This window comes from Phascolarctobacterium sp. (assembly GCF_030531065.1).
In the GTDB taxonomy this organism is placed as follows: Bacteria; Bacillota; Negativicutes; order Acidaminococcales; family Acidaminococcaceae; genus Phascolarctobacterium_A.
The window spans coordinates 21,020-41,393 of sequence record NZ_JAUNOQ010000018.1 but is presented as its reverse complement, the minus strand read 5'-3'; the positions used below and the strand labels follow the sequence as shown (position 1 = coordinate 41,393).

Annotated in this window: 22 protein-coding genes and 1 pseudogene; 11 read left to right on the top strand and 12 right to left on the bottom strand. The window is 50.2% G+C overall.

Translation table 11 applies throughout. The annotated features are described in order from the left end of the window. Positions 1-221: pseudogene (locus Q4E64_RS10330) on the top strand (hypothetical protein); the annotation flags it as partial. Positions 222-358: 137 nt separating this feature from the next. Here the strand turns inward: Q4E64_RS10330 and Q4E64_RS10325 are convergent. Then, complete coding sequence (locus tag Q4E64_RS10325; RefSeq protein WP_303167832.1) at positions 359-1,279, bottom strand: LysR family transcriptional regulator; 921 nt, start codon at positions 1,277-1,279, stop codon at positions 359-361. A 157-nt stretch (positions 1,280-1,436) separates the two neighbouring features. On the opposite strand from Q4E64_RS10325, the gene Q4E64_RS10320 reads away from it, so the two are divergent. The 6 genes from Q4E64_RS10320 (at position 1,437) to Q4E64_RS10295 (ending at position 9,326) form a co-directional block, all read left to right on the top strand. Then, entirely contained in the window at positions 1,437-2,288 is an 852-nt protein-coding gene (locus Q4E64_RS10320; protein WP_303167831.1) for an aldo/keto reductase, read from the top strand. 156 nt (positions 2,289-2,444) lie between these two features. Next, the gene (gene dcuC, locus Q4E64_RS10315) at positions 2,445-3,815 is read left to right on the top strand and encodes a C4-dicarboxylate transporter DcuC (RefSeq protein ID WP_303167830.1); all 1,371 of its coding nucleotides are present in this window, start codon (positions 2,445-2,447) and stop codon (positions 3,813-3,815) included. A 150-nt stretch (positions 3,816-3,965) separates the two neighbouring features. Further along, positions 3,966-4,913 carry a dipeptidase gene (locus Q4E64_RS10310; RefSeq protein WP_303167829.1) on the top strand — a complete coding sequence of 316 codons (948 nt, stop codon included), beginning with the start codon at positions 3,966-3,968 and terminating at the stop codon, positions 4,911-4,913. Positions 4,914-5,224: 311 nt separating this feature from the next. Next, positions 5,225-5,689, top strand: a complete 465-nt coding sequence (locus Q4E64_RS10305; RefSeq protein WP_303167828.1) for a DUF3990 domain-containing protein — start codon at positions 5,225-5,227, stop codon at positions 5,687-5,689. Beyond that, positions 5,679-6,122, top strand: a complete 444-nt coding sequence (locus Q4E64_RS10300) for a hypothetical protein (RefSeq protein ID WP_303167827.1) — start codon at positions 5,679-5,681, stop codon at positions 6,120-6,122. The genes Q4E64_RS10305 and Q4E64_RS10300 overlap by 11 nt, the downstream gene beginning before the upstream one ends. Positions 6,123-6,563: 441 nt before the next feature. Continuing rightward, the gene (locus Q4E64_RS10295; protein ID WP_303167826.1) at positions 6,564-9,326 is read left to right on the top strand and encodes an autotransporter outer membrane beta-barrel domain-containing protein; all 2,763 of its coding nucleotides are present in this window, start codon (positions 6,564-6,566) and stop codon (positions 9,324-9,326) included. A 73-nt stretch (positions 9,327-9,399) separates the two neighbouring features. Here Q4E64_RS10295 and Q4E64_RS10290 read toward each other — a convergent pair whose 3' ends face one another. The 3 genes from Q4E64_RS10290 to Q4E64_RS10280 all read right to left on the bottom strand — a co-directional run bounded on the left by Q4E64_RS10290 (position 9,400) and on the right by Q4E64_RS10280 (position 10,710). Beyond that, complete coding sequence (locus Q4E64_RS10290; protein WP_303167825.1) at positions 9,400-9,828, bottom strand: hypothetical protein; 429 nt, start codon at positions 9,826-9,828, stop codon at positions 9,400-9,402. Positions 9,829-9,927: 99 nt separating this feature from the next. Beyond that, the gene (locus tag Q4E64_RS10285; protein ID WP_303167824.1) at positions 9,928-10,215 is read right to left on the bottom strand and encodes a LysM peptidoglycan-binding domain-containing protein; all 288 of its coding nucleotides are present in this window, start codon (positions 10,213-10,215) and stop codon (positions 9,928-9,930) included. Positions 10,216-10,368: 153 nt separating this feature from the next. Continuing rightward, positions 10,369-10,710: a hypothetical protein gene (locus tag Q4E64_RS10280; protein ID WP_303167823.1), complete on the bottom strand. Its 342-nt coding sequence runs from the start codon at positions 10,708-10,710 to the stop codon at positions 10,369-10,371. 126 nt (positions 10,711-10,836) lie between these two features. Between Q4E64_RS10280 and Q4E64_RS10275 the strand changes: the two genes are divergently transcribed. The 3 genes from Q4E64_RS10275 to Q4E64_RS10265 all read left to right on the top strand — a co-directional run bounded on the left by Q4E64_RS10275 (position 10,837) and on the right by Q4E64_RS10265 (position 12,837). Next, the gene (locus tag Q4E64_RS10275; protein ID WP_303167822.1) at positions 10,837-11,280 is read left to right on the top strand and encodes an Rrf2 family transcriptional regulator; all 444 of its coding nucleotides are present in this window, start codon (positions 10,837-10,839) and stop codon (positions 11,278-11,280) included. Positions 11,281-11,374: 94 nt separating this feature from the next. Beyond that, on the top strand, positions 11,375-11,953 hold the full coding sequence (locus tag Q4E64_RS10270) for a hydrolase (protein WP_303167821.1): 579 nt from the start codon (positions 11,375-11,377) through the stop codon (positions 11,951-11,953). Further along, positions 11,950-12,837, top strand: a complete 888-nt coding sequence (locus Q4E64_RS10265) for a hypothetical protein (RefSeq protein ID WP_303167820.1) — start codon at positions 11,950-11,952, stop codon at positions 12,835-12,837. The genes Q4E64_RS10270 and Q4E64_RS10265 overlap by 4 nt, the downstream gene beginning before the upstream one ends. 74 nt (positions 12,838-12,911) lie before the next feature. Here Q4E64_RS10265 and cptIN read toward each other — a convergent pair whose 3' ends face one another. The 6 genes from cptIN to rsmI all read right to left on the bottom strand — a co-directional run bounded on the left by cptIN (position 12,912) and on the right by rsmI (position 18,251). Continuing rightward, the gene (cptIN, locus tag Q4E64_RS10260; RefSeq protein WP_303167819.1) at positions 12,912-13,391 is read right to left on the bottom strand and encodes a type III toxin-antitoxin system CptIN family toxin; all 480 of its coding nucleotides are present in this window, start codon (positions 13,389-13,391) and stop codon (positions 12,912-12,914) included. A gap of 397 nt (positions 13,392-13,788) precedes the next feature. Beyond that, positions 13,789-13,866 carry a putative holin-like toxin gene (locus tag Q4E64_RS11510; protein ID WP_366935991.1) on the bottom strand — a complete coding sequence of 26 codons (78 nt, stop codon included), beginning with the start codon at positions 13,864-13,866 and terminating at the stop codon, positions 13,789-13,791. 111 nt (positions 13,867-13,977) lie between these two features. Beyond that, positions 13,978-14,757, bottom strand: coding sequence for a TatD family hydrolase (locus Q4E64_RS10255; protein WP_303167818.1), 780 nt, complete (start codon positions 14,755-14,757; stop codon positions 13,978-13,980). Between the two features lie 12 nt (positions 14,758-14,769). Beyond that, positions 14,770-15,354 (bottom strand): hypothetical protein, encoded by a 585-nt coding sequence (locus Q4E64_RS10250; RefSeq protein ID WP_303167817.1) that lies wholly within the window; start codon positions 15,352-15,354, stop codon positions 14,770-14,772. An 87-nt stretch (positions 15,355-15,441) separates the two neighbouring features. Next, a complete protein-coding gene (gene metG / locus Q4E64_RS10245; protein ID WP_303167816.1) occupies positions 15,442-17,391 on the bottom strand; it encodes a methionine--tRNA ligase in 1,950 nt (649 codons plus the stop codon). Continuing rightward, on the bottom strand, positions 17,388-18,251 hold the full coding sequence (rsmI, locus tag Q4E64_RS10240) for a 16S rRNA (cytidine(1402)-2'-O)-methyltransferase (RefSeq protein ID WP_303167815.1): 864 nt from the start codon (positions 18,249-18,251) through the stop codon (positions 17,388-17,390). The genes metG and rsmI overlap by 4 nt, the downstream gene beginning before the upstream one ends. A 342-nt stretch (positions 18,252-18,593) precedes the next feature. Between rsmI and Q4E64_RS10235 the strand changes: the two genes are divergently transcribed. Continuing rightward, positions 18,594-18,803 (top strand): 4-oxalocrotonate tautomerase family protein, encoded by a 210-nt coding sequence (locus tag Q4E64_RS10235; RefSeq protein WP_303167814.1) that lies wholly within the window; start codon positions 18,594-18,596, stop codon positions 18,801-18,803. Between the two features lie 303 nt (positions 18,804-19,106). On the opposite strand, the gene panD is transcribed toward Q4E64_RS10235, so the two are convergent. Continuing rightward, positions 19,107-19,490, bottom strand: coding sequence for an aspartate 1-decarboxylase (gene panD, locus Q4E64_RS10230; protein ID WP_303167813.1), 384 nt, complete (start codon positions 19,488-19,490; stop codon positions 19,107-19,109). Further along, complete coding sequence (panC, locus tag Q4E64_RS10225; RefSeq protein WP_303167811.1) at positions 19,490-20,344, bottom strand: pantoate--beta-alanine ligase; 855 nt, start codon at positions 20,342-20,344, stop codon at positions 19,490-19,492. Before panC ends, panD begins: the two co-directional genes overlap by 1 nt. Positions 20,345-20,374 lie beyond the last annotated feature (30 nt).

Here is a 20,374-nt window from a genome sequence, read left to right as displayed (position 1 = left end):
CGAGGCGAGAATATATGGTTTTATCTACAAGATTAAAGGACGAACGCATGGAAGGACGCAAGGAAGGGCGAGAAGAAGGAAGAATCGAAGAACGCCGCAATATTGCGCTGGAGTTGCTTAAAGAAAAAGATTCGTTAGCTAAAATCATGAAACTTACCAGCTTGCGTAAGGAAGAAGTTTATGCCTTGGCGCAGGCCAACGGCTTGGAAGTCGTAGAATAAATTTTATCGCGAAACTAAATCGTTTTTTCTAAAACCGCAAACGCCCGGCGTACTACCGCAGTACGCGCGGGCGTTGTTTTTATCGCAAACATTCTTTTGAGTAACGATTCGTTCCGGGAAGCGCGCCTAAACTTCGCTTAAAAAGCTTCGCCGCCGTTTGGCAAATCTTTTTCGTCCCGCAAAACAGCGGCCACGACGTCCAGGAAAAGTTTCGTCCCGGCGTTAGGTTCGGCGGCGTGGACTATGCCGTAAGGTATGCTGTACGGAACGTCCATGGGCACAGTGGCCAGCGACGGATGGACGTCCTTCCAGCAATCCAACGTCAGCAGCAGGCAGGAATTTGCTTCGCAATAATTAAAAACGTCTAAATTGTAGAAATGGGGAGCGTCCGCAATTTTTATTTGCGGATGTTCCTTTTCTATTTCGCGGCGAATCGTATCGTTCGCCGGGCTGTTCCCCGGCCGCATAACCAGCAGCGTTTCGCCGTGCAAGTCGGCGATAGCAAGCTTGTCCTTGCGCGCCAAACGGTGCTTGCAGGACATAGCTACGCCGAAGCCGCATCGGCCTAATTGCAGAATGCCGCAAGAAATGCCCGCGGCGGCGGGGTCGTAAACGCCTACTACCAAATCGTATTTTTTCCCAATGTTGCGGTGGGCTTCGCTGCTATCCGTATCCGCAAAAGGAATTACTTGCAGCCGTAACTGCGGATATTCGGCGCTGACCCGATTCCATAAAGCCACCAAATTTTTACACGGGTATAAAGCGGAGCTGCCCACCCGGATGGTCTGACTGCCGGACGCCTGGGCGTCGCGGGCTCTAGCGAGCGCCGCTTCGGAATATTGCATCATAAAGCGCGCGTCCCGATAAATAGATTTGCCCGCTTCCGTCAGGCTCGCGCCGCGGGCGTTGCGCAATAAAAGCTGCAGCCCCAGCCGTTCCTCTAAAAGATTCATTTGCTTCATCACGGCGGTTGGCGATATGTAAAGCTTGGCGGCGGCTTTAGTAAAACTGCCGCAATCGGCGACTTCGACAAAAACTTTGAGCTGCTCGTTATACATGGCGATTCCTCCGGCATAAACTCTAGGTTAACACTCCGTTGCTTTTCCGGAAATTCCCAAGCGAAAATATCCGGGTTATAATAAAAGTACGAAAGCGTCGGTCAAGATACGCTATCCAAAATATTAACTAACATTATTATACAAGGAGATGAATTTTATGGAAACAACAAAGTTGAGTAACGGCGTGGAAATGCCGATGTTGGGCTTCGGCGTCTTCCAGGTGCCGGACGCCGCCGCTTGCGAAACCGCCGTCAGCCGGGCGCTCGCGACGGGATACCGTTTAATCGATACAGCCGCGGCTTATTTTAACGAAGAAGCTGTGGGCGCCGCCGTCAAAAAGAGCGGCTTGCCGCGCGAGGAACTTTTTATCACTACCAAGCTTTGGATTCAGGACGCGGGTTACGAAAACGCCAAAAAAGCCTTCTATACCTCGCTGCGCAAACTTGGGCTCGACTATTTAGACCTCTATCTCATTCATCAACCCTTCGGCGATTATTACGGCTCGTGGCGCGCGCTGGAAGAACTTTATCAGGAAGGCAGGATACGCGCTATCGGCGTATGCAATTTTTATCCGGACCGTCTGACGGATTTATGCGTAAACGCCGCGATTGTCCCCATGGTCAATCAAATCGAGCTGCATCCCTTTTTCCAGCAAGCCGACGCGCTGGCCAATATGCGGGAACTCCAAGTGCAGCCGCAAGCGTGGGGGCCGTTCGCCGAGGGCAAGTTCGGCATCTTCGACAACGCCGCGCTGGCGGGCGTCGCCGCTAAATATAATAAAAGCATAGCGCAGGTGGCGCTGCGCTGGAATATCCAACGCGGCGTAATAGTGATTCCCAAATCGACGCATCAAGAGCGCATGGAAGAAAATTTCCACGTTTGGGATTTTTCCCTGAGCGACGAAGATATGCGGGCTATCGCCGCCCTGGACAGAGGGCGCAGCGAAATTATCGACCACGGCGCCGCCGCCACTGCGAAATGGTTGAACGGTTGGAAGATTCACGAATAACCGCGCCAAAACAAATTTTATACATTCTTAATTTACTAAACCCCGTCTGCAAAATTGCGAGGCGGGGTTTTTCTTGCCCTGCGATACACGGCTATGATATAATGGAGTTACCATAATTTTTTTGCAAAATAAACTGAACGAGAAAGGATGTTGCAAATGGGTGTAGTTATTTCTGCGATCGTTACTTTTTGGGTCGGTTATCTGATTTACAAAAAGTACAAACCTCAACCGGTGCTCTTCATGGGCGGTATGGTGATGATGTATTTAGCCGTTATTTTAGGTTACGGCCAAATTCTGGGGCCCAAGGCTACCACCGGTTCCGTTTTCTTCGACGCGTTTGAATTTATCCGCGCTACGTTAAGCTCCACAGCCGGTAAATTGGGCTTGAACATTATGTCCGTAGGCGCGTTCGCCAAATATATGGATAAAATCGGCGCGTCCCGCGCGCTCGTGCGCATGACCATCAAACCCTTGCTGGCGCTGAAATCGCCCTACCTCGTAATGAGCGGCACCTGGATCGTTGGTATGCTCATCGGTTTGTGCATCAACAGCGCCTCCGGCCTGGCCATGCTGCTGATGGTGACGATGTTCCCGATTCTGATGGGCCTGGGCGTAAGCCGCCTGTCCGCAACCGCGGCCGTAGCCACCACCCTGTGCTTCGACTGGAGCCCCAGCGACACCGGCACGATTCTTTCCGCCGAAACCGCGGGCGTGGACCCGGTATTTTACTGGAGCCACTACCAGGTTCCCATCGTAGCCGTAGCCTTCGTTGTCGTAGGCGTGCTGCATTACCTGACGCAAAAATATATGGATAAACGCGACGGTCACGTCGTAAAACCGATGGAAGTTGAAAGCGTAAAGGACGAGGCCGATACCGCTCCGGCGTTTTACGCCATTCTGCCCGTTATTCCGCTGGCGTTAATCCTCAGCTTCAGCTCCTTGTGGATTACTTCCATTAAAATGAATATCGTTATGGCCATGTTCATCGGCCTCTTCATCGGCGTGTGCTGCGAATTTATCCGCCACCGCGACGGCAAAAAAGTTTTGGACGATATTCAGGTTTTCTTCGACGGCTTGGGCTTGCAAATGGCTAACGTAATCACGCTGATCGTCGCCGGCCAGACCTTCGCCCAGGGCTTGATTTCCATGGGCACCATCAACGCGATGATCGACGGCAGCAAGAGCCTGGGCTTCGGCCCCATGGCCATGATGCTCGTCATGGTAGCGATTATCGCCGGTTCCGCCATCGTTATGGGTTCCGGCAACGCGCCCTTCTTCGCTTTTGCCGCGCTGACGCCCGCCGTAGCCGCTTCCACCGGGCTGCACCCGGTGCTGATGCTGCTGCCGATGCATTTCGCCGCTTCCATCATGCGCAACCTGTCCCCGATTACGGCGGTTATCGTAGTATCCTCCAGCATGGGCGGCATTTCTTCCTTCGATTTGGTTAAGCGCACCGCCATCCCCATGATGGGCGCTATGGCCGTAACCTTAGGCATGACTTTCTTCTTCTACTACACCGGCTACTAAGCCGACGCGGCGGCAATATAATTTTTGTAACGCACGGATTGAACAGCAGCCCTCGGCGGCTGCTGTTTCTTTGCCTTGAAAAATCTGAACGCGCGCGCATTTACCAAACGCAGCCGCGTCTTAAAGCTAATTTCGTCAGGAGGTAGGTAAATGTTTATTTGCGATTGTCACTGCGACACCTTAACCGAACTTTATAAAAAGAACGCCGACCTGTACGGCAACGAGCAGCACTTCGATATTAAGCGCCAAATCGCTTTGGGCGGCGGCCTGCAGTTCTGCGCCATCTTCGTGCCCACGCCGGAATTCCGCTATTACGGCGGCCTGCGCTACACGCTGCAGCTGCTGGACAAATATTTGCAGGAATGCAAAAAGCTGCGGGCAGCCGGCGTCGACGTGCTACAGGTGCGCACTAAGGCCGACGCCGCCGACGTCTTAAACCACCGGGCCGCCACGTTGCTCGCCATCGAAGAGGGCGGCGCTATCGACGGCAGCCTGGAGGCGCTGCGCTGCCTGTACGAGCTGGGCGTGCGCGCCATGACTTTGACCTGGAGCAACCGCAACGACATCGCCGACGGCGTGAACGAAGCAAGCAGCGGCGGCGGGCTCACCGTTTTCGGCCGCAAGGTCGTCGCCGAAATGAATAAGCTGGGTATGCTCGTCGACGTATCGCACATCGCGCCCGCAGGTTTTTGGGACGTTATCGAAGCCAGCAGCAAGCCCATCATCGCCACGCATTCCAACGCTAAAGGCTTGTGCCCGCATCCGCGCAATCTGGACGACAAACAGATTTTGGCGATTAACGCGAACGACGGCCTTATCGGCGTTACCTTCGCCGGGCAATTTCTGGAAGAGGATTACCATAACGCCTGCATTGAAAGCGTGTACCGCCACATCGATTATATGCTGAACCTCATGGGCAACGACGACCACGTCGGCTTCGGCAGCGACTTCGACGGCATCAGCCACCCGCCCTACAATATTAACGGCGTGCAGGATTACAAGCCGCTGGTCGACTTCTTATCCGCAAAATACAGCGACGCCACCATCGCCAAAATTACGCACCAGAACGTGCTCAACCTTTTGCAAAAGGTTTTGTAAAAGCAAAACGCCGCCTTCCCAGCGAAAGCGGCGTAATTTTTTTATGACGGATTGCAAGCGGCGTATACCACAGCGCGCGCCGTTTTTAATTTTGCCCACGCGCTGCCAGTTCCGAAACGCGACTTGGGAAAATAGTTGGGTCGTTCATTGCAAAAACTTGACTATTTTTTAGTTGAAGCTTATAATAAGTAAAGAGATAGTTGACTGCGGAAAGTCGGCTTCTCCTCATAATTTAATGATATTTGGAAAAGAGCCGCTTCACCGTTAAGCGGTTTTTTTCATACTACTTACGGAACGGGAGGTGCTACGTAATGATTCTATATCACGGAAGTAAAGTTATTGTGGAATCGCCCGAAATACGTATTCAAAAATACAATAAAGATTTTTATTTCGGCTTTTACTGCACGCTGTATCCGCAGCAAGCAATCCGCTGGGCCACTCGATTTAACGGAGTAGGTTATCTTAATGAATATGAATATCTTCCTGATGAAACCCTGAACATAAAACGTTTTTCAGAAATGAGCGAAGAGTGGCTGGATTTTATTGCAGCATGTCGTTCAGGCAATTCCCATAGCTACGATATTGTGGAAGGCCCAATGGCTAACGATACTATTTTTAACTATGTGCAAAATTTTGTTGATGGAAAAATTAGCAGAGAAGCGTTTTGGGCTTTGGCAAAATTCAAAAAACCAACGCATCAAATTAGTTTTCATACTGCGCGCGCATTGACAACTTTAAATTTTTTGAAAGCGGAGGAAGTACGCAATGAAAAATAATAGCGCTTTATTCTATACTTGCAGTTTAATAGAATTTATTGGACGCGAGCAAAAATTGAAACGTGCGGATGTAGTAAAATTTTTAGGCGCTAAAACTATTGCCCATATCTATGCATACGCAGATATTTTTCATTGCGAGCCTATCGCCAAAACCGCAGCTGATTTTATTGAAAGCCACAACATTCCTCAAGGAACTTTCGACAATATTGCCGCTTGCCGCTATGACGTCCCGGATTACTGGACGATAGGAGAAGTTTACGAGCGTTTGATTGAAGATATTTGCGGCGACGACGAAAAAATCGTTATTAAAATTTTATTGGAAGTTTATTTGTCGTGGATTGACGACGTGATATCCGACTATAATACGGATTTTTATTATCAATCGCGCGACTATATTTACGAATGCTATAAAGAAAAAGAAATTTGCGCTTAATATGAAAACCGCTTAACCGCACGTTAAGCGGTTTTTTCATACTACTTTAAATTTTTCGCAGCTATTGCGCCTTCTTATTTTCTTATGCTACAATAAGAGTAGGAAATCCATTGCGATTTTTAAAAACAAGAGTTCGCCATAGGGGGGGTACTCGCACCTGTGCAAAACCTGCCCTTCCGTTGCTCCTCCCTAAGATTTTTTAGGGAGGTGTTTTTTATGCGTAAAAATAACTTATCAAGCAAAACAATCATCACTACCTTATCCTTAGGATATTTACTATCTGCTTTGACATTAAGCCATTGTCTTGCGTCAGGAAGTAAGCAACATACTTATAAAGATGAAGCAATTAACAAGCAAATTTTTGGCGCAAGAAATGAAAACGCCTTTGACTCATATATTTTGTTAGACAATTCAACTACTAATAATGGTATCTTCGGAGGAATGGCTGACTCAAAAAGTTATTTTCTTGTTTTTAACAATAGAATCGAAATTACTAATAATAGTACAGTTTCAAATGTTACAGGCGGATTAGCGCCAACTCATTCTGGCATAACAAATAATCAAATTACCATCAAGGGCAGCACAATTAACGGACAAATTGTCGGCGGTTTTGCAAACTATACCCAAAACAGCGGTGACAGCACAATTTGGTTTTCAAGTAATGACAAACCAATCATCGAAAAAAATACTGTAAATATTTCCAATAGCACAATCAATATAAACTCTAATGTCAGCGGCGGAGATATTATCGGAGGATTTTCGCAAGGTAGCGAAAATATAGATATAAAAGAAAATATTGTTACTTTATCAGGTAACATAAAAATAAATGCTAAATATACTCCTGATATATACGGCGGCTCCTCTATTACCGGCTGTAATCTAAAAGACAACGGTATTATTATAAATTCCGATGCGAAGATAACATCCACAACGCTCTTAAATATTGCAGGCGGCAATAACACTTCCGGCACGCAAAAAAATAATTTAGGAGGAATTGTTGAAAATAACTATGTAAAAATCAAAGGAATTGTTGAATCCAACGCTAATATTTATGCCGGTTTTTCTACCCCAACTACAAAAGCCGCAAGCAATAATTCCATAGTAACCAAAAACTACATCGAGATTAGCGACAACGCTTCTATTACAAACGCTAATCTTTACGGCTCTAATAACGGCAGCAACGGCACTAACAATAATCTTATTATCAATCAATGGGGCGGTAAGGTAAAAAGCGCAAATAACTTTAATAATTTAATTTTCAATAATCTTTCCTTTAGTGACGATTTGTACAACGGTATAGACAACGCAGTTTTTTCCACTACAAGTCGTTCTGATTTAGACGATACAAAAATAATTATTACCTCGCTAAGCGATGATACAGATTTAATCGCAGACAATAAGCGATACCTCATAGTGGATGGGAAAAATATAAATTTTAAAGAAGATAATGTAAGTCTATCCGAAGCTGTCAGCAATAAACTTGAAAAGGATATGATTAACGACGACAGGAACCTAACCAGCAACGGCATACGTATTCACAATATCAAGATTTATACAAACGATGCAAATTCAGACTCTCATAAAGATATTTCTATGGGTGTAAACAAATCTATTTTAACAGGAAAATATACGGATGTCGACGGTACAGCGCATTATAATTCAAAATCGACAGATAAAAGCGGCAAATTATATTTAGATGCTACTGTAAGCACCAACGCCAGCGTTATCGCGGGCAGCTACGCCAGCAGCGGCGACGCCACAGGCGGTACGATTATCATCAGCGGGAATTATACTGCCGCTGCGGACGCCAAAATTTACGCTGGCTACAGCGAGAACGGCGCGGTAAACAATAACGCCATTTTACTCAACGGCGCGTCTATCGGCAATATAAATTTATACGCCTATAATTCTAATGTTTCAAGCCACGCTGGAAACAGCGCCGTCATAACTGGGAAAAATAATTTTGTCAACAGCCTGAACGGCTTCGATGCGCTTAACTTTAACGACATAGAGTGGGAAAACACAGGCAGCGTGCTGACGATAAACAACAGCGACGGCCAGCAAGAAAGCCTGGCCAAGACAACCGTTAATTTGAACAGCTTTAGCAACGCTTCCGCTATCAAAGCCAACGATTCCATGCTGCTTATCAAAGGCGAAAACTTAGACGTCGATTTAAACAACGTACACGACAGCGGTTTTTCCGCAGGCGTCGCTACAATCGGCAAAGGCCAAGCGGAAGTCGTAAACGAAGGGTTGCGCTACACCGTCAAAGAAATCGCGGCCAATCCGCAGGTTAATTTAATCGCCGAAAACAGGGCCGTCGCCGCTGCGTTCGTCAACCAGGGCAGCGACTTAATTGCCGACGGTCTGGCGTCCCTTGCCGAACAATACGACTACGGCTTTAAAACCTTCGCCGCCGTTTACGGCAACCGCAGCAGCTACGACGTCAGCGACGATTTGAAAATCAACGGCTGGAGCGACATCGTCGGCTTCGGCGGCACGCATAAGACTTCTTCCGGCGATTTCGACTGGGGCGTCTTCTACGAAAACGGCACGGGCAATTACCGCACGTATAATAATTTCAACAGCGAATTTTTCCGCGGCGACGGCAATCTGCTCTACAACGGCGGCGGCGTAGCCGCAAGATTGCGCCGTAGCGACGGCTTCTATTACGAAGGCTCGCTGCGCGTCGGCGCTTTAAAATCCGAAATGAGCAACGCCGTGAAGGACGGCGCGGGTAATTCTTACGGCTACGAGTCCGACTCGACGTATTACGGCGCGCACGTGGGCGTGGGCAAGCTCTTCGCAGTCGGCGGCGATAAGGAGCTGGACGTTTACGGCAAGTATTTCCACACCTACGTCGACGGCGACAGCTTCAATATCGACGGCGATAAAATTACCTTCGATTCCGTCAAGAGCGACCGCGTCCGCATCGGCGCGCAGCTCACGACAAATAAAAGCAATAAGTGGAGCGCAGTTTACGGCCTCGCTTACGAATACGAATTCAGCGGCGACAGCGATATGCGGGCCGCGCAGTTCGACCTGCCGACGCAGAGCCTGGAGGGCGGAACGGTTATCGGCAAAATCGGCCTTAAATTTAAAGACGCGGCCATTTCGCCGTGGAGCCTGGACTTGAACCTGACGGGGTATCAGGGACAAAGGGACGGCTTCAGCGGCATGGTGCAGGCAACCTATAATTTCTAAAAAATCGGGCAATATAAAACGCGCCGCTTTCGTATGCAAGCGGCGCATTCGTTTTTACTGCGCTGAGAAATTTTTATATTTTGACGTCCAGAGAAGCGCTCACGCCTACGCCCTGAACGCGGTTCACATTTTTATAATCCACTCTGTCCACGGGAATCAAAATTTTTGCCCGGATGCCCAAAATTGTCTGCTCGATAATCAAGGCGGCCTTAACCTGGTCAACCTTTTCTACCGGTCCCGATACCTGCGCCGCGCCCGCGCGGCTGCCGTCGCCTACGGAAATAATCGGCACTACCTTGGTGGCGTCCGTAGTGCTGACGCCGTACTTGGCCGTTACGGCGTTAATGCCGTCGTTCAGCGGCCCGGCCGTAGCGTCCACCGCATAGCCGATAACGCCGCCCTTAATAACCTTATCCAAAATCCCCGCCTGTACGGGAGCCATTCCGTTTCCTAAAATAAAGCCTGCAACCAACGCCGCGGCTATCCATTTCTTACCTTGCATCTTCAACGCCTCCTTAATCAGCAATAATAAGCTAATATATTAACTTAATTCGACGCTGACGAGCAAAAGCCTTGTGTTTATTCTGTAAAATTACTTCGTCTATTTGGTAGCAACCATCAGGCCGCTATCCTGCACACGCATCGGCACCTGCAAAACCTGGCCCGGATAAATATGCCTGGACTTCAAGGCGTTAGCCCGGGAAATGCGATGCATAACCTCGCGCACATCCTCTTTATTTTCCGTGTGCCGCCAGGCAATGTCCCACAGCGTATCGCCCTGAGCCACGGTAACGCTGCAATTGCGATAGACCGGCTCGTCTGCGAACGCGCTGCCATACATCCCATACGCCATGCAAGCAAACGCCAATACAAATAAAATCCTTTTCACATTTATCACCACCCGGTAAATCTTCGTTTGTTTATATTTTAATACCGATGGTGAACTTTGTCAATATTATTTTGAATTTTTGTTTGCTTGTCTAACCTTTTATGAACGTACAGCTACGAACAAAAACTTTTGCGCAGGCTCCGGCAATAGAATTTAATGCTTTTCTTTTTTGACTTCCTCCAGCTTGCGCTTCATCCACTCGATCATCGCCAGCTTGCCAAAGTCGTGCCAGGTTTCGCACTCGCAGTTCTTAGCGATATACTCGTTCCATTTATCCTGATTGACGTTCTCCACCTCCAGCAAATTCATAATGCCGAAACCGCTGCGCCACAGGATATCGTCCATGGAAGTAAATTTGCTGTGCTCCTTTAAAAACTCAGGATTAAAAAGCTCCTGAAAGGTTATCTTGCTCATAAGCTGCCCCAATTCCTTATCGGCAGTGAACAAGCCCATGTAATACTTAAAAGTTTTATCTAATTTCTGTTTATCCATCATCAAGCCTCCAATAAATACAGTATTATACAGGTATTCTATCACAAAAACGCTGTTAAGGGAAATAAAATATTGAACTCCTACTAATTTCATAGTAAAATAGTGTCAATAAGAAAGGTTGTGACTACTATGAAGATTTCTACCAAGGGGCGCTATGCCCTGCGCTTAATGCTCGACCTAGCCATCAACCAAACGAGCGGCTACATTCCGCTCAAAGCTGTTGCCCAACGGCAGGAAATTTCCGATAAATATCTGGAGCAGATAATTCACCAGCTGAGCAAAAACGGCTTTGTCCAGAGCGCCCGCGGCGCGCAGGGAGGCTACCGTCTGGCGCGCCTGCCGGAAGAATACACGGTAGGAGAAATTCTGCGCACTGTGGAGGGCAGCCTGGCTCCCGTATCCTGTCTGGATTGCAGAACTCCCTGCGACAAAATCGATTCCTGCATCACTATCGGCTTATATAAAAAAATTCAGGACGCCATCGACGGCGTGGTGGATCATACCACTTTGGCGGATATGATCAGCGACTTCCGGCAAAAGCAGACCGCCGCGAAAAACAGCGGCTCCGTCTGACGGCAAGCCGCGGCAGCAGAGCATACCGGCAGACAGCAGAGCAGGACGCCGCTGTCCAGCAGCTTTAACACATTCATTTACGGAGGCAGAAAATATGATTACCAGAGAAGAAGCCTGGAAATTACTTACCCAATACAACAAGGAGCCCTTTCATCTGCGCCACGCGCTGACGGTGGAGGGCGTTATGCGCTATTTCGCCAGAGAGCTGGGCTACGGCGACCAGGAGGAATACTGGGGCATCGTCGGCCTGCTGCACGATCTCGATTTCGAGCAGTATCCCGAACAGCACTGCGTAAAATCCCAGGAGCTGATGCGCCGGCACGGCGTGGACGAAAGCATTATCCGCGCCACCGCCAGCCACGGCTACGGTTTAACCGCCGCCGACATTAAGCCTGAACACCAAATGGAAAAGGTGCTTTTCGCCGCCGACGAACTGTCCGGCCTTATCGGCGCGGCAGCGTTGATGCGCCCCTCCAAAAGCGTGCAGGATATGGAATTGAAATCCCTGAAGAAAAAATTCAAAGATAAAAAATTTGCCGCCGGCTGTAACCGCGACGTTATCAAAGAAGGCGCAGACGACTTGGGCTGGACGCTGGACGAGCTGATGGAGAAAACCATTGCGGCTATGCGCGTCGACGAAGCGGCCATCAACGAAGCCTGCGAAAAATTATGAGAGCGGCAGCGCTGCTGGCCTGTCTGACTTTATCGATGTGCAGCGCCGCAGCGGCGGCCACCCCGGACGAAGTGTGGCAGGATTACCAAAAGCGCCCTGATTACGTTTCCACGCAGCCGCGGCAGCCCGCGCCCGCGCCCACGCCGCATATTACCGTGGAGGACAACACGGGCCACATCAGCGAGCCGACCACGCCGCAGCAGGCTAAGGAAAAGGCAGTCGCAACCGCACCGGCAGAACGCGCTCGATCACGGACAGGCAAAGCTAAAAAGCATTTGGCGGAGCAAAACGCAGACGCAGCGGCCGTGGCCGAAAACCAAACCCCAAAGCAGCCCGCTCCCGCAGTAGGTACTGCGCCGCAGGCAGCCGCGCCCAAACCGAAGCCTTTGCCTAGCCTGGTAAAAAAGCCGCCCCTGCCCAAACAATTTTTACGCACGCCCCAGCCCGGCGATTTTGTAACGGCCAACAGCGCAGCGGGCAGTTATTCCCTGCTGCTGCCCCAGGCCTTCGGCAGCGATCCGCTGGAGCAGCTGCCGTCCGCCCAGGGCGCTATGCTGGTGCGCGCGGCAAGCAATACGCTGATGTGCGCCGCTACCGTCCTCGACCCAACGGATACCGTCAGCTACGACGCGCAGCAGCCCTTGCCCGCTTACGCAAATAAAAAGCTGTACTGCCGCTGGCAGCACGGGACCGCGCTGGTGTGGGACTGCGCGCTGAGCCGCCACGAGGATTTTTACGGCGACAAGCTGCTGCTAGAAGCCAGCGCTAAGCAAAACGGCAAAACCTATCAACTGCTTTACGTCATGCCTGCGGAGCAGACGCGCGTTTATCTGCCCCAAGCGCTGTATTCGCTGGACAGCTTTGCGGTGAACGAAAATAAATAAAGCAAACCTGCCGCTGCATATACGCAGAAGCAGGTTTTTCTTTTAAAATATTTTAGATATCTCAGTCAAATTTATCATTTCAAAGCTTTCTTTTGCTTTAATTTTTGCAAAATCGCAATAATATCCGGCTGCGTAGGCGTAAATTTTATTCCTCGTTTTAACATACCGATAACTTTCCGCGCTCTGTGTTCAAGCTCTTTGACAACGGTTTCACTCGTTAATATTAAATGCCTTCCCGCAATCGTATATTCTCTTTCTATATATTCATCTATTACGGGAAAAATATCTTGAATCAAAAATACGCTCTCACGATCATTATCTAATTTGGCAATATACAGAATATCGCAGGACTTGCCTAATTTATTCCTCTGCTCTATCAAATATCTATATTTATCTATACGGCTGGACAAAGGAATCATCCAATATATATCTGTACGCACATCCTTAAAGCAATAATAATGCGGTCTGTTACCACTCTTATTTCCTTTAAGATAAGGGTCTGCCATATCAGTAAAAAATTTATCTTGTATAATGTAGAACCCGGATTTTTTCACTATATCTCTCCTCGCATAAAAAAAGTCCTTCGCTGTACTGCGAAGGACTTTACTTTCAACTCAACCACTTATATACCGCATATTGGTCAGCGGTAAACTTTCAACCCAACCATTTATATACCGCATATTGGTCAGCGGTAAACTTTCAATTATATTTTAGCAATCAAATCATAAAAAGTCAACTACATTTGCAAAAGTTTTTTCACACTCGCCCAAGAATAAAAACGCCGCTCCTGAGAACGGCGTCACAACCTCAAGGCGTTTTAGAACGTCTTGACTATTTTCATTTTCGAGCTTATAATAATTAAAGAGATAGCTGATATTGGGAAGTCGGCTTCTCCTCTATAATTGTAAATTTTTGGAAAAGAGCCGCTTCCGTTAAGCGGTTTTTTTCATACTACTTACGGAACGATAGAATGAGTACCACTAAGGTTGCAAAACTTATCATTAAAGATAAAGCTTCTGAAACCGTCATAGTATCACCCCCTGCCCTTAGGGAGTAGGATAAAACCGACATACCAGCTACCTCATAGACATTATACCATACATCAGTTCACTTGCAAAAGTCCCGGCAAAATCGCCGGGCTTATTTTATTTTCCAGAACAGCCGCCTAGTATTGGCCGCCGTCAACGCCGCCAGCTCGGCAAAATCCATTTGCAAAACCTCCGCCGCGTTGCGCGCCGTGTATTCCACATAGCCGGGATTGTTGCGCTTGCCGCGGAAGGGCACGGGCGTCAGATACGGGCAATCGGTTTCCAGCAGAATCAGCTCCTTGGGCACGTATTGCAAAACCTCGCGCACCTTCTGCGCGTTCTTATAAGTGGACGTGCCACCGAAGCCAAAGTAATAACCGCGCTTCGCCAGCTCCTTCGCCATTTCCAGGCTGCCGCTGAAGCAGTGGAACACGGCCTGCACTCCGCGCACTTCCTTTTGAAACAGCTCCAGCATATCGCCGTGCGCGTCGCGGTCGTGAATAATAACGGGCAAATTAAATTGCTTGGCCAAATCTATCTGCTCCAGAAAAATCCGCTTCTGCACTTCTTTGGGCTCGTTTTCTTTCCAATAATAATCCAAACCGATCTCGCCGATAGCGACAACCTTGGGCAGCTGCGCCCACTTAGCCAGCTGCTCTAAATAATCGGCGGGAATCCCGGTTAAATTTTCCGGATGATAGCCCACGGCGGCGTAAATAAAAGCGTACCGCCGCGCCAGTTCCACCGCCTTGGCCGAGCTCGCCGCGTCGCAGCCCGCGTTAATCACGCCGTCCAAATCCTGTTCCAGCTGCGCCAGCAGCTCCTCCCTGTCCTTATCGAAAGCCTCGTCGTCCAAATGCGCGTGGGAATCCCACAAACCAGTCCTGCTCATAACGCCACCTCGTCAATACATAAACACGTTCAGATACAGCTGCAAAAAATACAACAGACTGAACAGCACAAAGCGCGCAATCGCGCCCTTGCGGGAATAATATTCCTCGCCCAGCAAATAAAATTCGCGCGGCGCGTCCGGATTGTACTTTATTTTGCGCGGCAATTTTAAAGTAAAGCCCCTGTCGATCTGGTCGCCGTCCTTCGTCCTGCTGCCATGGGCTTCGTTCAGCGCTTCGCTGTACTCTTTGCCGTCCACGGTATATGTAAAAATCGGGCAAAGCTGCTTGCCGCGCGTCCAGCTTTTGCTGTAGCCCGTAATCACCGCCCGCGCCTCCTTGCAGCACAATTTTCCCAGCCGCGGGAAATAATTTTTGCGCAGCGCCAGGTAAATGCCAAAAAGATAAGTCAGCATGGACAGCTTAATCAGCCATGCCATGGCTTTGAACGCATACAAGCCATAGTTATTATGATTTGTCGCCAGCCATTCGTGCGGCAAAACGTAAAGCGTCAGGCTGCTGAGCATCACGAGCAGCATGCTGACGCCTATCATCAGATACGGACGCCAGTAAAGCCTGCTAAAAAGTTTTTCCGACATAGGCCCTCCATTTTCCAAACTAAAAGAGAAGCTAAAAGACGCCGTTTGCAGCGTCCTTTAGCTTTTTATATTTTAAACAAATATCAATTATTTTACGCGGCTGCCGGACGCCATGTTCGGAGCCTCGGCCAGCGCCAAATTGCCCTGACCGTCGGAAGCGCACAGCAGCATACCGAAGGATTCAATGCCCATGAGCTTGGCCGGAGCCAGATTAGCCACCACGATGACGTTGCGGCCCAGCATTTGCTCGGGCTCGTAGTATTGAGAAATACCGCTGACGATAGTGCGCGCCTCGCCGCCGATTTCCACCTGCAGTTTGAGCAGCTTTTTGGATTTCTTAACCTTTTCCGCCGCCAGCACTTTGCCGACGCGCAAATCAATTTTGCTAAAGTCGTCGATGGAAATTTCCGGCTTGATGGGCTCCATCGCCGGCTTCGGTTCTTCCTTAACTGCGGGCGTAGCGGGCTCGTAGCGTTTGCCGCCGATAATGGTCGCGCCGTCCTCGGCAATTTCGATACGCGGATACAGCGGGTCGCCCTTGCAGACCTTCGTGCCGTTAGCCAGCTTGCCCCAAACGGCGTCCGCCAGCAGGAACTGCTCCGGCACGGCCAGGCCCAGCTGTTCGTAAATCTTCGGGCTGGTCGTCGGAATGTAGGGACTTATTAGGATAGCCACGATGCGCAGCGTTTCCGCCAGATTGTACATCACGGTCTGCAAGCGTCCGGCCTTGGCCTCGTCCTTAGCCAAAATCCACGGTGCGGTTTCGTCGATATACTTATTAGTGCGGCTAATGAGCGCCCACACGCCCTTAATGGCCGCGTTGATTTCCATACTGTCCATGGCTTTGACGTAATTAGCCACAGTTTCGCTTACCAAAACCTTCAGCTCGTCGTCGATGGGCTCGCCGATGCCTGCGTCCGTCACCACGCCGCCGTGATATTTTTCAATCATGCTCACGGTGCGGTGCAGCAAATTGCCCAAATCGTTGGCCAAGTCGGCGTTGATGCGGGTAATCAGCGCGTCGCGCGAGAAATTGCCGTCGCTGCCCAGATTGATTTCGCGCAGCAGGAAATAGCGGATAGCGTCCGCGCCGAACTCGTCGATTAAAGCCAGCGGGTCGATAACATTGCCCTTGGACTTGGACATCTTGTCGCCGTCCACCACCAGCCAGCCGTGGCCGTAAACCTCCTGCGGCAGCTCCAGGCCCATAGCGTGCAGCATAATCGGCCAGATAATCGTATGGAAGCGCACGATTTCCTTGCCTACCAAATGCAGGCTGGCGGGCCAGAATTTGTGGAAGAAAGCGTCGTCCGTGCCGTACTTGATGCCCGTCAAATAGTTGAGCAGCGCGTCGAACCAAACGTAAACGACGTGCTTCTTATCAAAGGGCACGGGGATGCCCCAATCGAAAGTCGTGCGGGTGATGCACAAATCCTCCAAACCCTGCTTAACGAAATTTATCATCTCGTTGCGGCGGCTGACAGGCTGGATGAAATCGGGATGCTCCTCGATAAATTGCAGCCACCAATCCTGATACTTGGACATTTTGAAGAAATAGCTTTCCTCTTCCATCTCTTCAACGGGACGGTGACAGTCGGGGCAGCAGCCGTTCTCGTCCAGCTGGCGCTCCAGCCAATAGGATTCGCAGGGCACGCAGTACAAGCCCTTGTAATTCTTTTTGTAGATATCGCCCTGCTCGTAAATTTTTTGCAGCGCGTCCTGCACCACCTTGTGGTGACGCTCCTGACTCGTGCGGATGAAATCGTTATTGGAAATATGCAGGCGCTGCCACAGCAGCTTAAAATTGGCGATAATCGCGTCCACATATTGAATCGGCGTCACTCCCTTTTCCTTGGCCTTGCGCTGAATCTTCAAGCCGTGCTCGTCGCTGCCCGTCAGGAAGAAAACCTCCTCGCCCTTCAAACGATGGAAGCGCGCCAGGCTGTCGGCAACCGTCGTGCAGTAAGCGTGACCGATATGCAGATTATCGCTGGGATAATAAATCGGAGTCGTAATATAATAAGTCGGTTTTGTCATTTGCTGATCCCTTCTCCTTCAAGAATAAATTGATTATATAATTCCCGCCTGGGGATTTTACGTTTTTTGGCCACCTGCGCCAGAGCGAATTTTTTGTCCATGCCCTCGGCAAGCAAGCGGCGCACCTCGTCCAGAGGCGCCAATTCTTCTTCGTCCTTCGGCTGCTCGCCGTCGCCCGGCCCGACGACTAAACAAAATTCGCCGCGCGGCCCCTGCTGCTCCAGCCACGCTAAACAGCCGCTGACTGTGCCGCGGTAAAATTCCTCGTGCAGCTTGGTCAGCTCCCGCGCCGCCGCCAGGGGACGGTCGCCCCAGGCTTCCAGAATATCCTTCAGCACCTCTTCGATGCGGTGCGGCGCTTCATATAGCAGCATCGTCGCCGGAATATATTTCCATGCCTCCAGCTGCTCGCGCCGGTTGCGCTTGCTCTTGGGCAAAAAGCCGCCGAAAAAAAACGGGTACGCGGGCAGGCCGGAAGCAATCAGCGCGCATAAGGCGGCGTTGGCGCCGGGCACTGGCACTACGCGCACGCCCGCGGCAATCGCGTCCTTCGCCAAGGCTTCGCCCGGGTCGGCGATGCCGGGAAAGCCCGCGTCGCTGACCAAGGCGATATTTTTGCCGGCCAGCAACTGCTCCAATAAATAAGCGCCCTGCTTTTCCTTGCTGTGCTCGTCGTAACGGACAAGACGGCCCTTAATGCCGAAATGATTTAAAAGCTGCAAGGTGTGGCGCGTGTCCTCGGCAGCGATTAAATCCGCCTCCCGCAGCATGCGCAAGGCCCGCGGCGTCATGTCCTCCAAATTGCCGATGGGCGTGGCGCACAGGTACAAGGTTCCGTATGTAATTTCTTCCGCTGTCACAGCCTCGCCTCCCGTCCTTTTGGGCTCGCCGCACACTTGCCCATAATATAATTATTTTATCACACTACTAACAAATAATAAAGCAAAAGCGCGCAGAATTAGCGTTGACGGCGGCAAGAGCGGCTTGCGCTCGGCAAAACTGCAAACTACTGCAAAATTCAGCCCGCCATGCTATAATATAAACAGCGAAAAGCTTGCGCCTTAGCGCGAACGAAACCAGCGCCGCCTGCGTAAATTGCAGCGACTAGCTCATAATATAAATAATAAACTGGCTTCGCCTTATCGTTCGCCACAGCCAAGCCAATTCCGCCTGCGAAAAATTTATGGAAGGGAGGCATTTCCATGCCGTACGTTAATATTAAAATCACCAAAGAGGGCAACGTGACCCCGGAGCAAAAGCGCCAGCTCATCGAAGGCGCGACCAATCTGCTGCACGACGTTTTAGGCAAAAACAAAGCCACCACCGTCGTAGTTATCGACGAAGTGGATACGGATAACTGGGGCATCGGCGGCACGCCGGTAACGGAAATCCGCAAGCGCGCCCAAAAATAAAACTGCGGCGCGTAATTTCGTTGAAAAGTTTTGCCCTACAGGTCGCTACTTTTCAATGAAATAATAAACGCCAGCAGCTATTCCTATCGTAAAACGCGAGGGGAAAGCCGACTACCGAACCGCAAAATCATCTGTCCGTCGTGAAACGCTAGGGGAAATAAAATACTGAACCGCAACATTGTCTTCCTGTTGCGAAGCGCAAGGAAAAACAATTTTGCAAAACCAAAAAGCGCACTACCTGCAAGTTTTTACGCTCGCAAGCAGTGCGCTTGTTTATTTTTTCGTCAAGCTTTTTAAAAGCCTTTAGCCTATCTCCCGTTCCTTTTCCGTGCCGCGCACGTTAATCGGCCGGTTATGCTCGTCCACCATAACGACTTTCGGCTCGTAGCCTTTAGCTTCCTTTTCGTCCATCATCGCGTAAGCGATAATGATAACCGTATCGCCCACTACTACCTTACGGGCTGCCGCGCCGTTTAAGCAGATGACGCCGCTGCCGCGCTCGCCGGCGATAACGTAGGTTTCCAGACGGTTGCCGTTATTGTTGTCCACAATCTGCACCCGTTCGCCCGGCAAGATCCCGGACAGCTCCAGCAGCTCGCTGTCGATGGTGATGCTGCCCATATATTCCAGATTAGCTTCGGTTACGGTAGCGCGATGGATTTTGCCATGAAACATATTATAAAGCATTATTTTTCCTCCAATACAACATTATCGATTAAACGGGTAGTGCCGAATTTGACGGCTACGGCCAGCAGATTGCTGCCTGCCAGGGGCTTAGCCGCCGGTTTCAATTCCGGCAGCGCGTAAATTTCTACATAATCGATATTCGCCATAGGCTCCTGCTCGATGGAAGCGGTTACGGCGGCGGTAATTTTAGCGGCGTCGCGCTCGCCCGCATCGTACTGCTCCTTGGCTGCTTTCAGGCTGCGGCTCAAAACCAGGGCTGCCTCGCGTTCTTCGGCGCTCAAATAAGTATTGCGGGAGCTTTTGGCCAGGCCGTCGGCTTCGCGGACGATGGGCATGATACGCAGCTGCAAATTAAAGAACAAGTCCTTAACCATGCGCTTCAGCACTTCCACCTGCTGCGCGTCCTTCTGGCCAAAATAAGCGCGGTCGGGCTGCGCCAGATTAAACAGCTTAGTAACGACGGTAGTTACGCCGCGGAAGTGAATCGGACGGGTACGACCGCACAGCACTTTAGTAATGTCGCCCGTAACCTCCACCCAGGTAGCGTCCTCGCTGGGATACATTTCTTTAGGAGAAGGTGCGAAGACGATATCGGCGCCCATTTTTTCCGCCAGCTTACAGTCGGCGTCCAAAGTGCGCGGGTACGCGTCCAAATCTTCGTTGGGTCCGAACTGAGTCGGATTTACAAAAACGCTGACTACGACAAAATCGTTTTCCTTATTGGCGGCGCTGATTAAGGAAGCGTGGCCTTCATGCAAAGCGCCCATAGTAGGAACCAGGCCGATGGTCAGTCCCTTGATTTTAGCTGCGGCTACTTCTTCGCGCAGCTCTGCGACTGTGTGTACTAATTTCATTAGCTTTTCCCTCACTTTGAATACCGATTT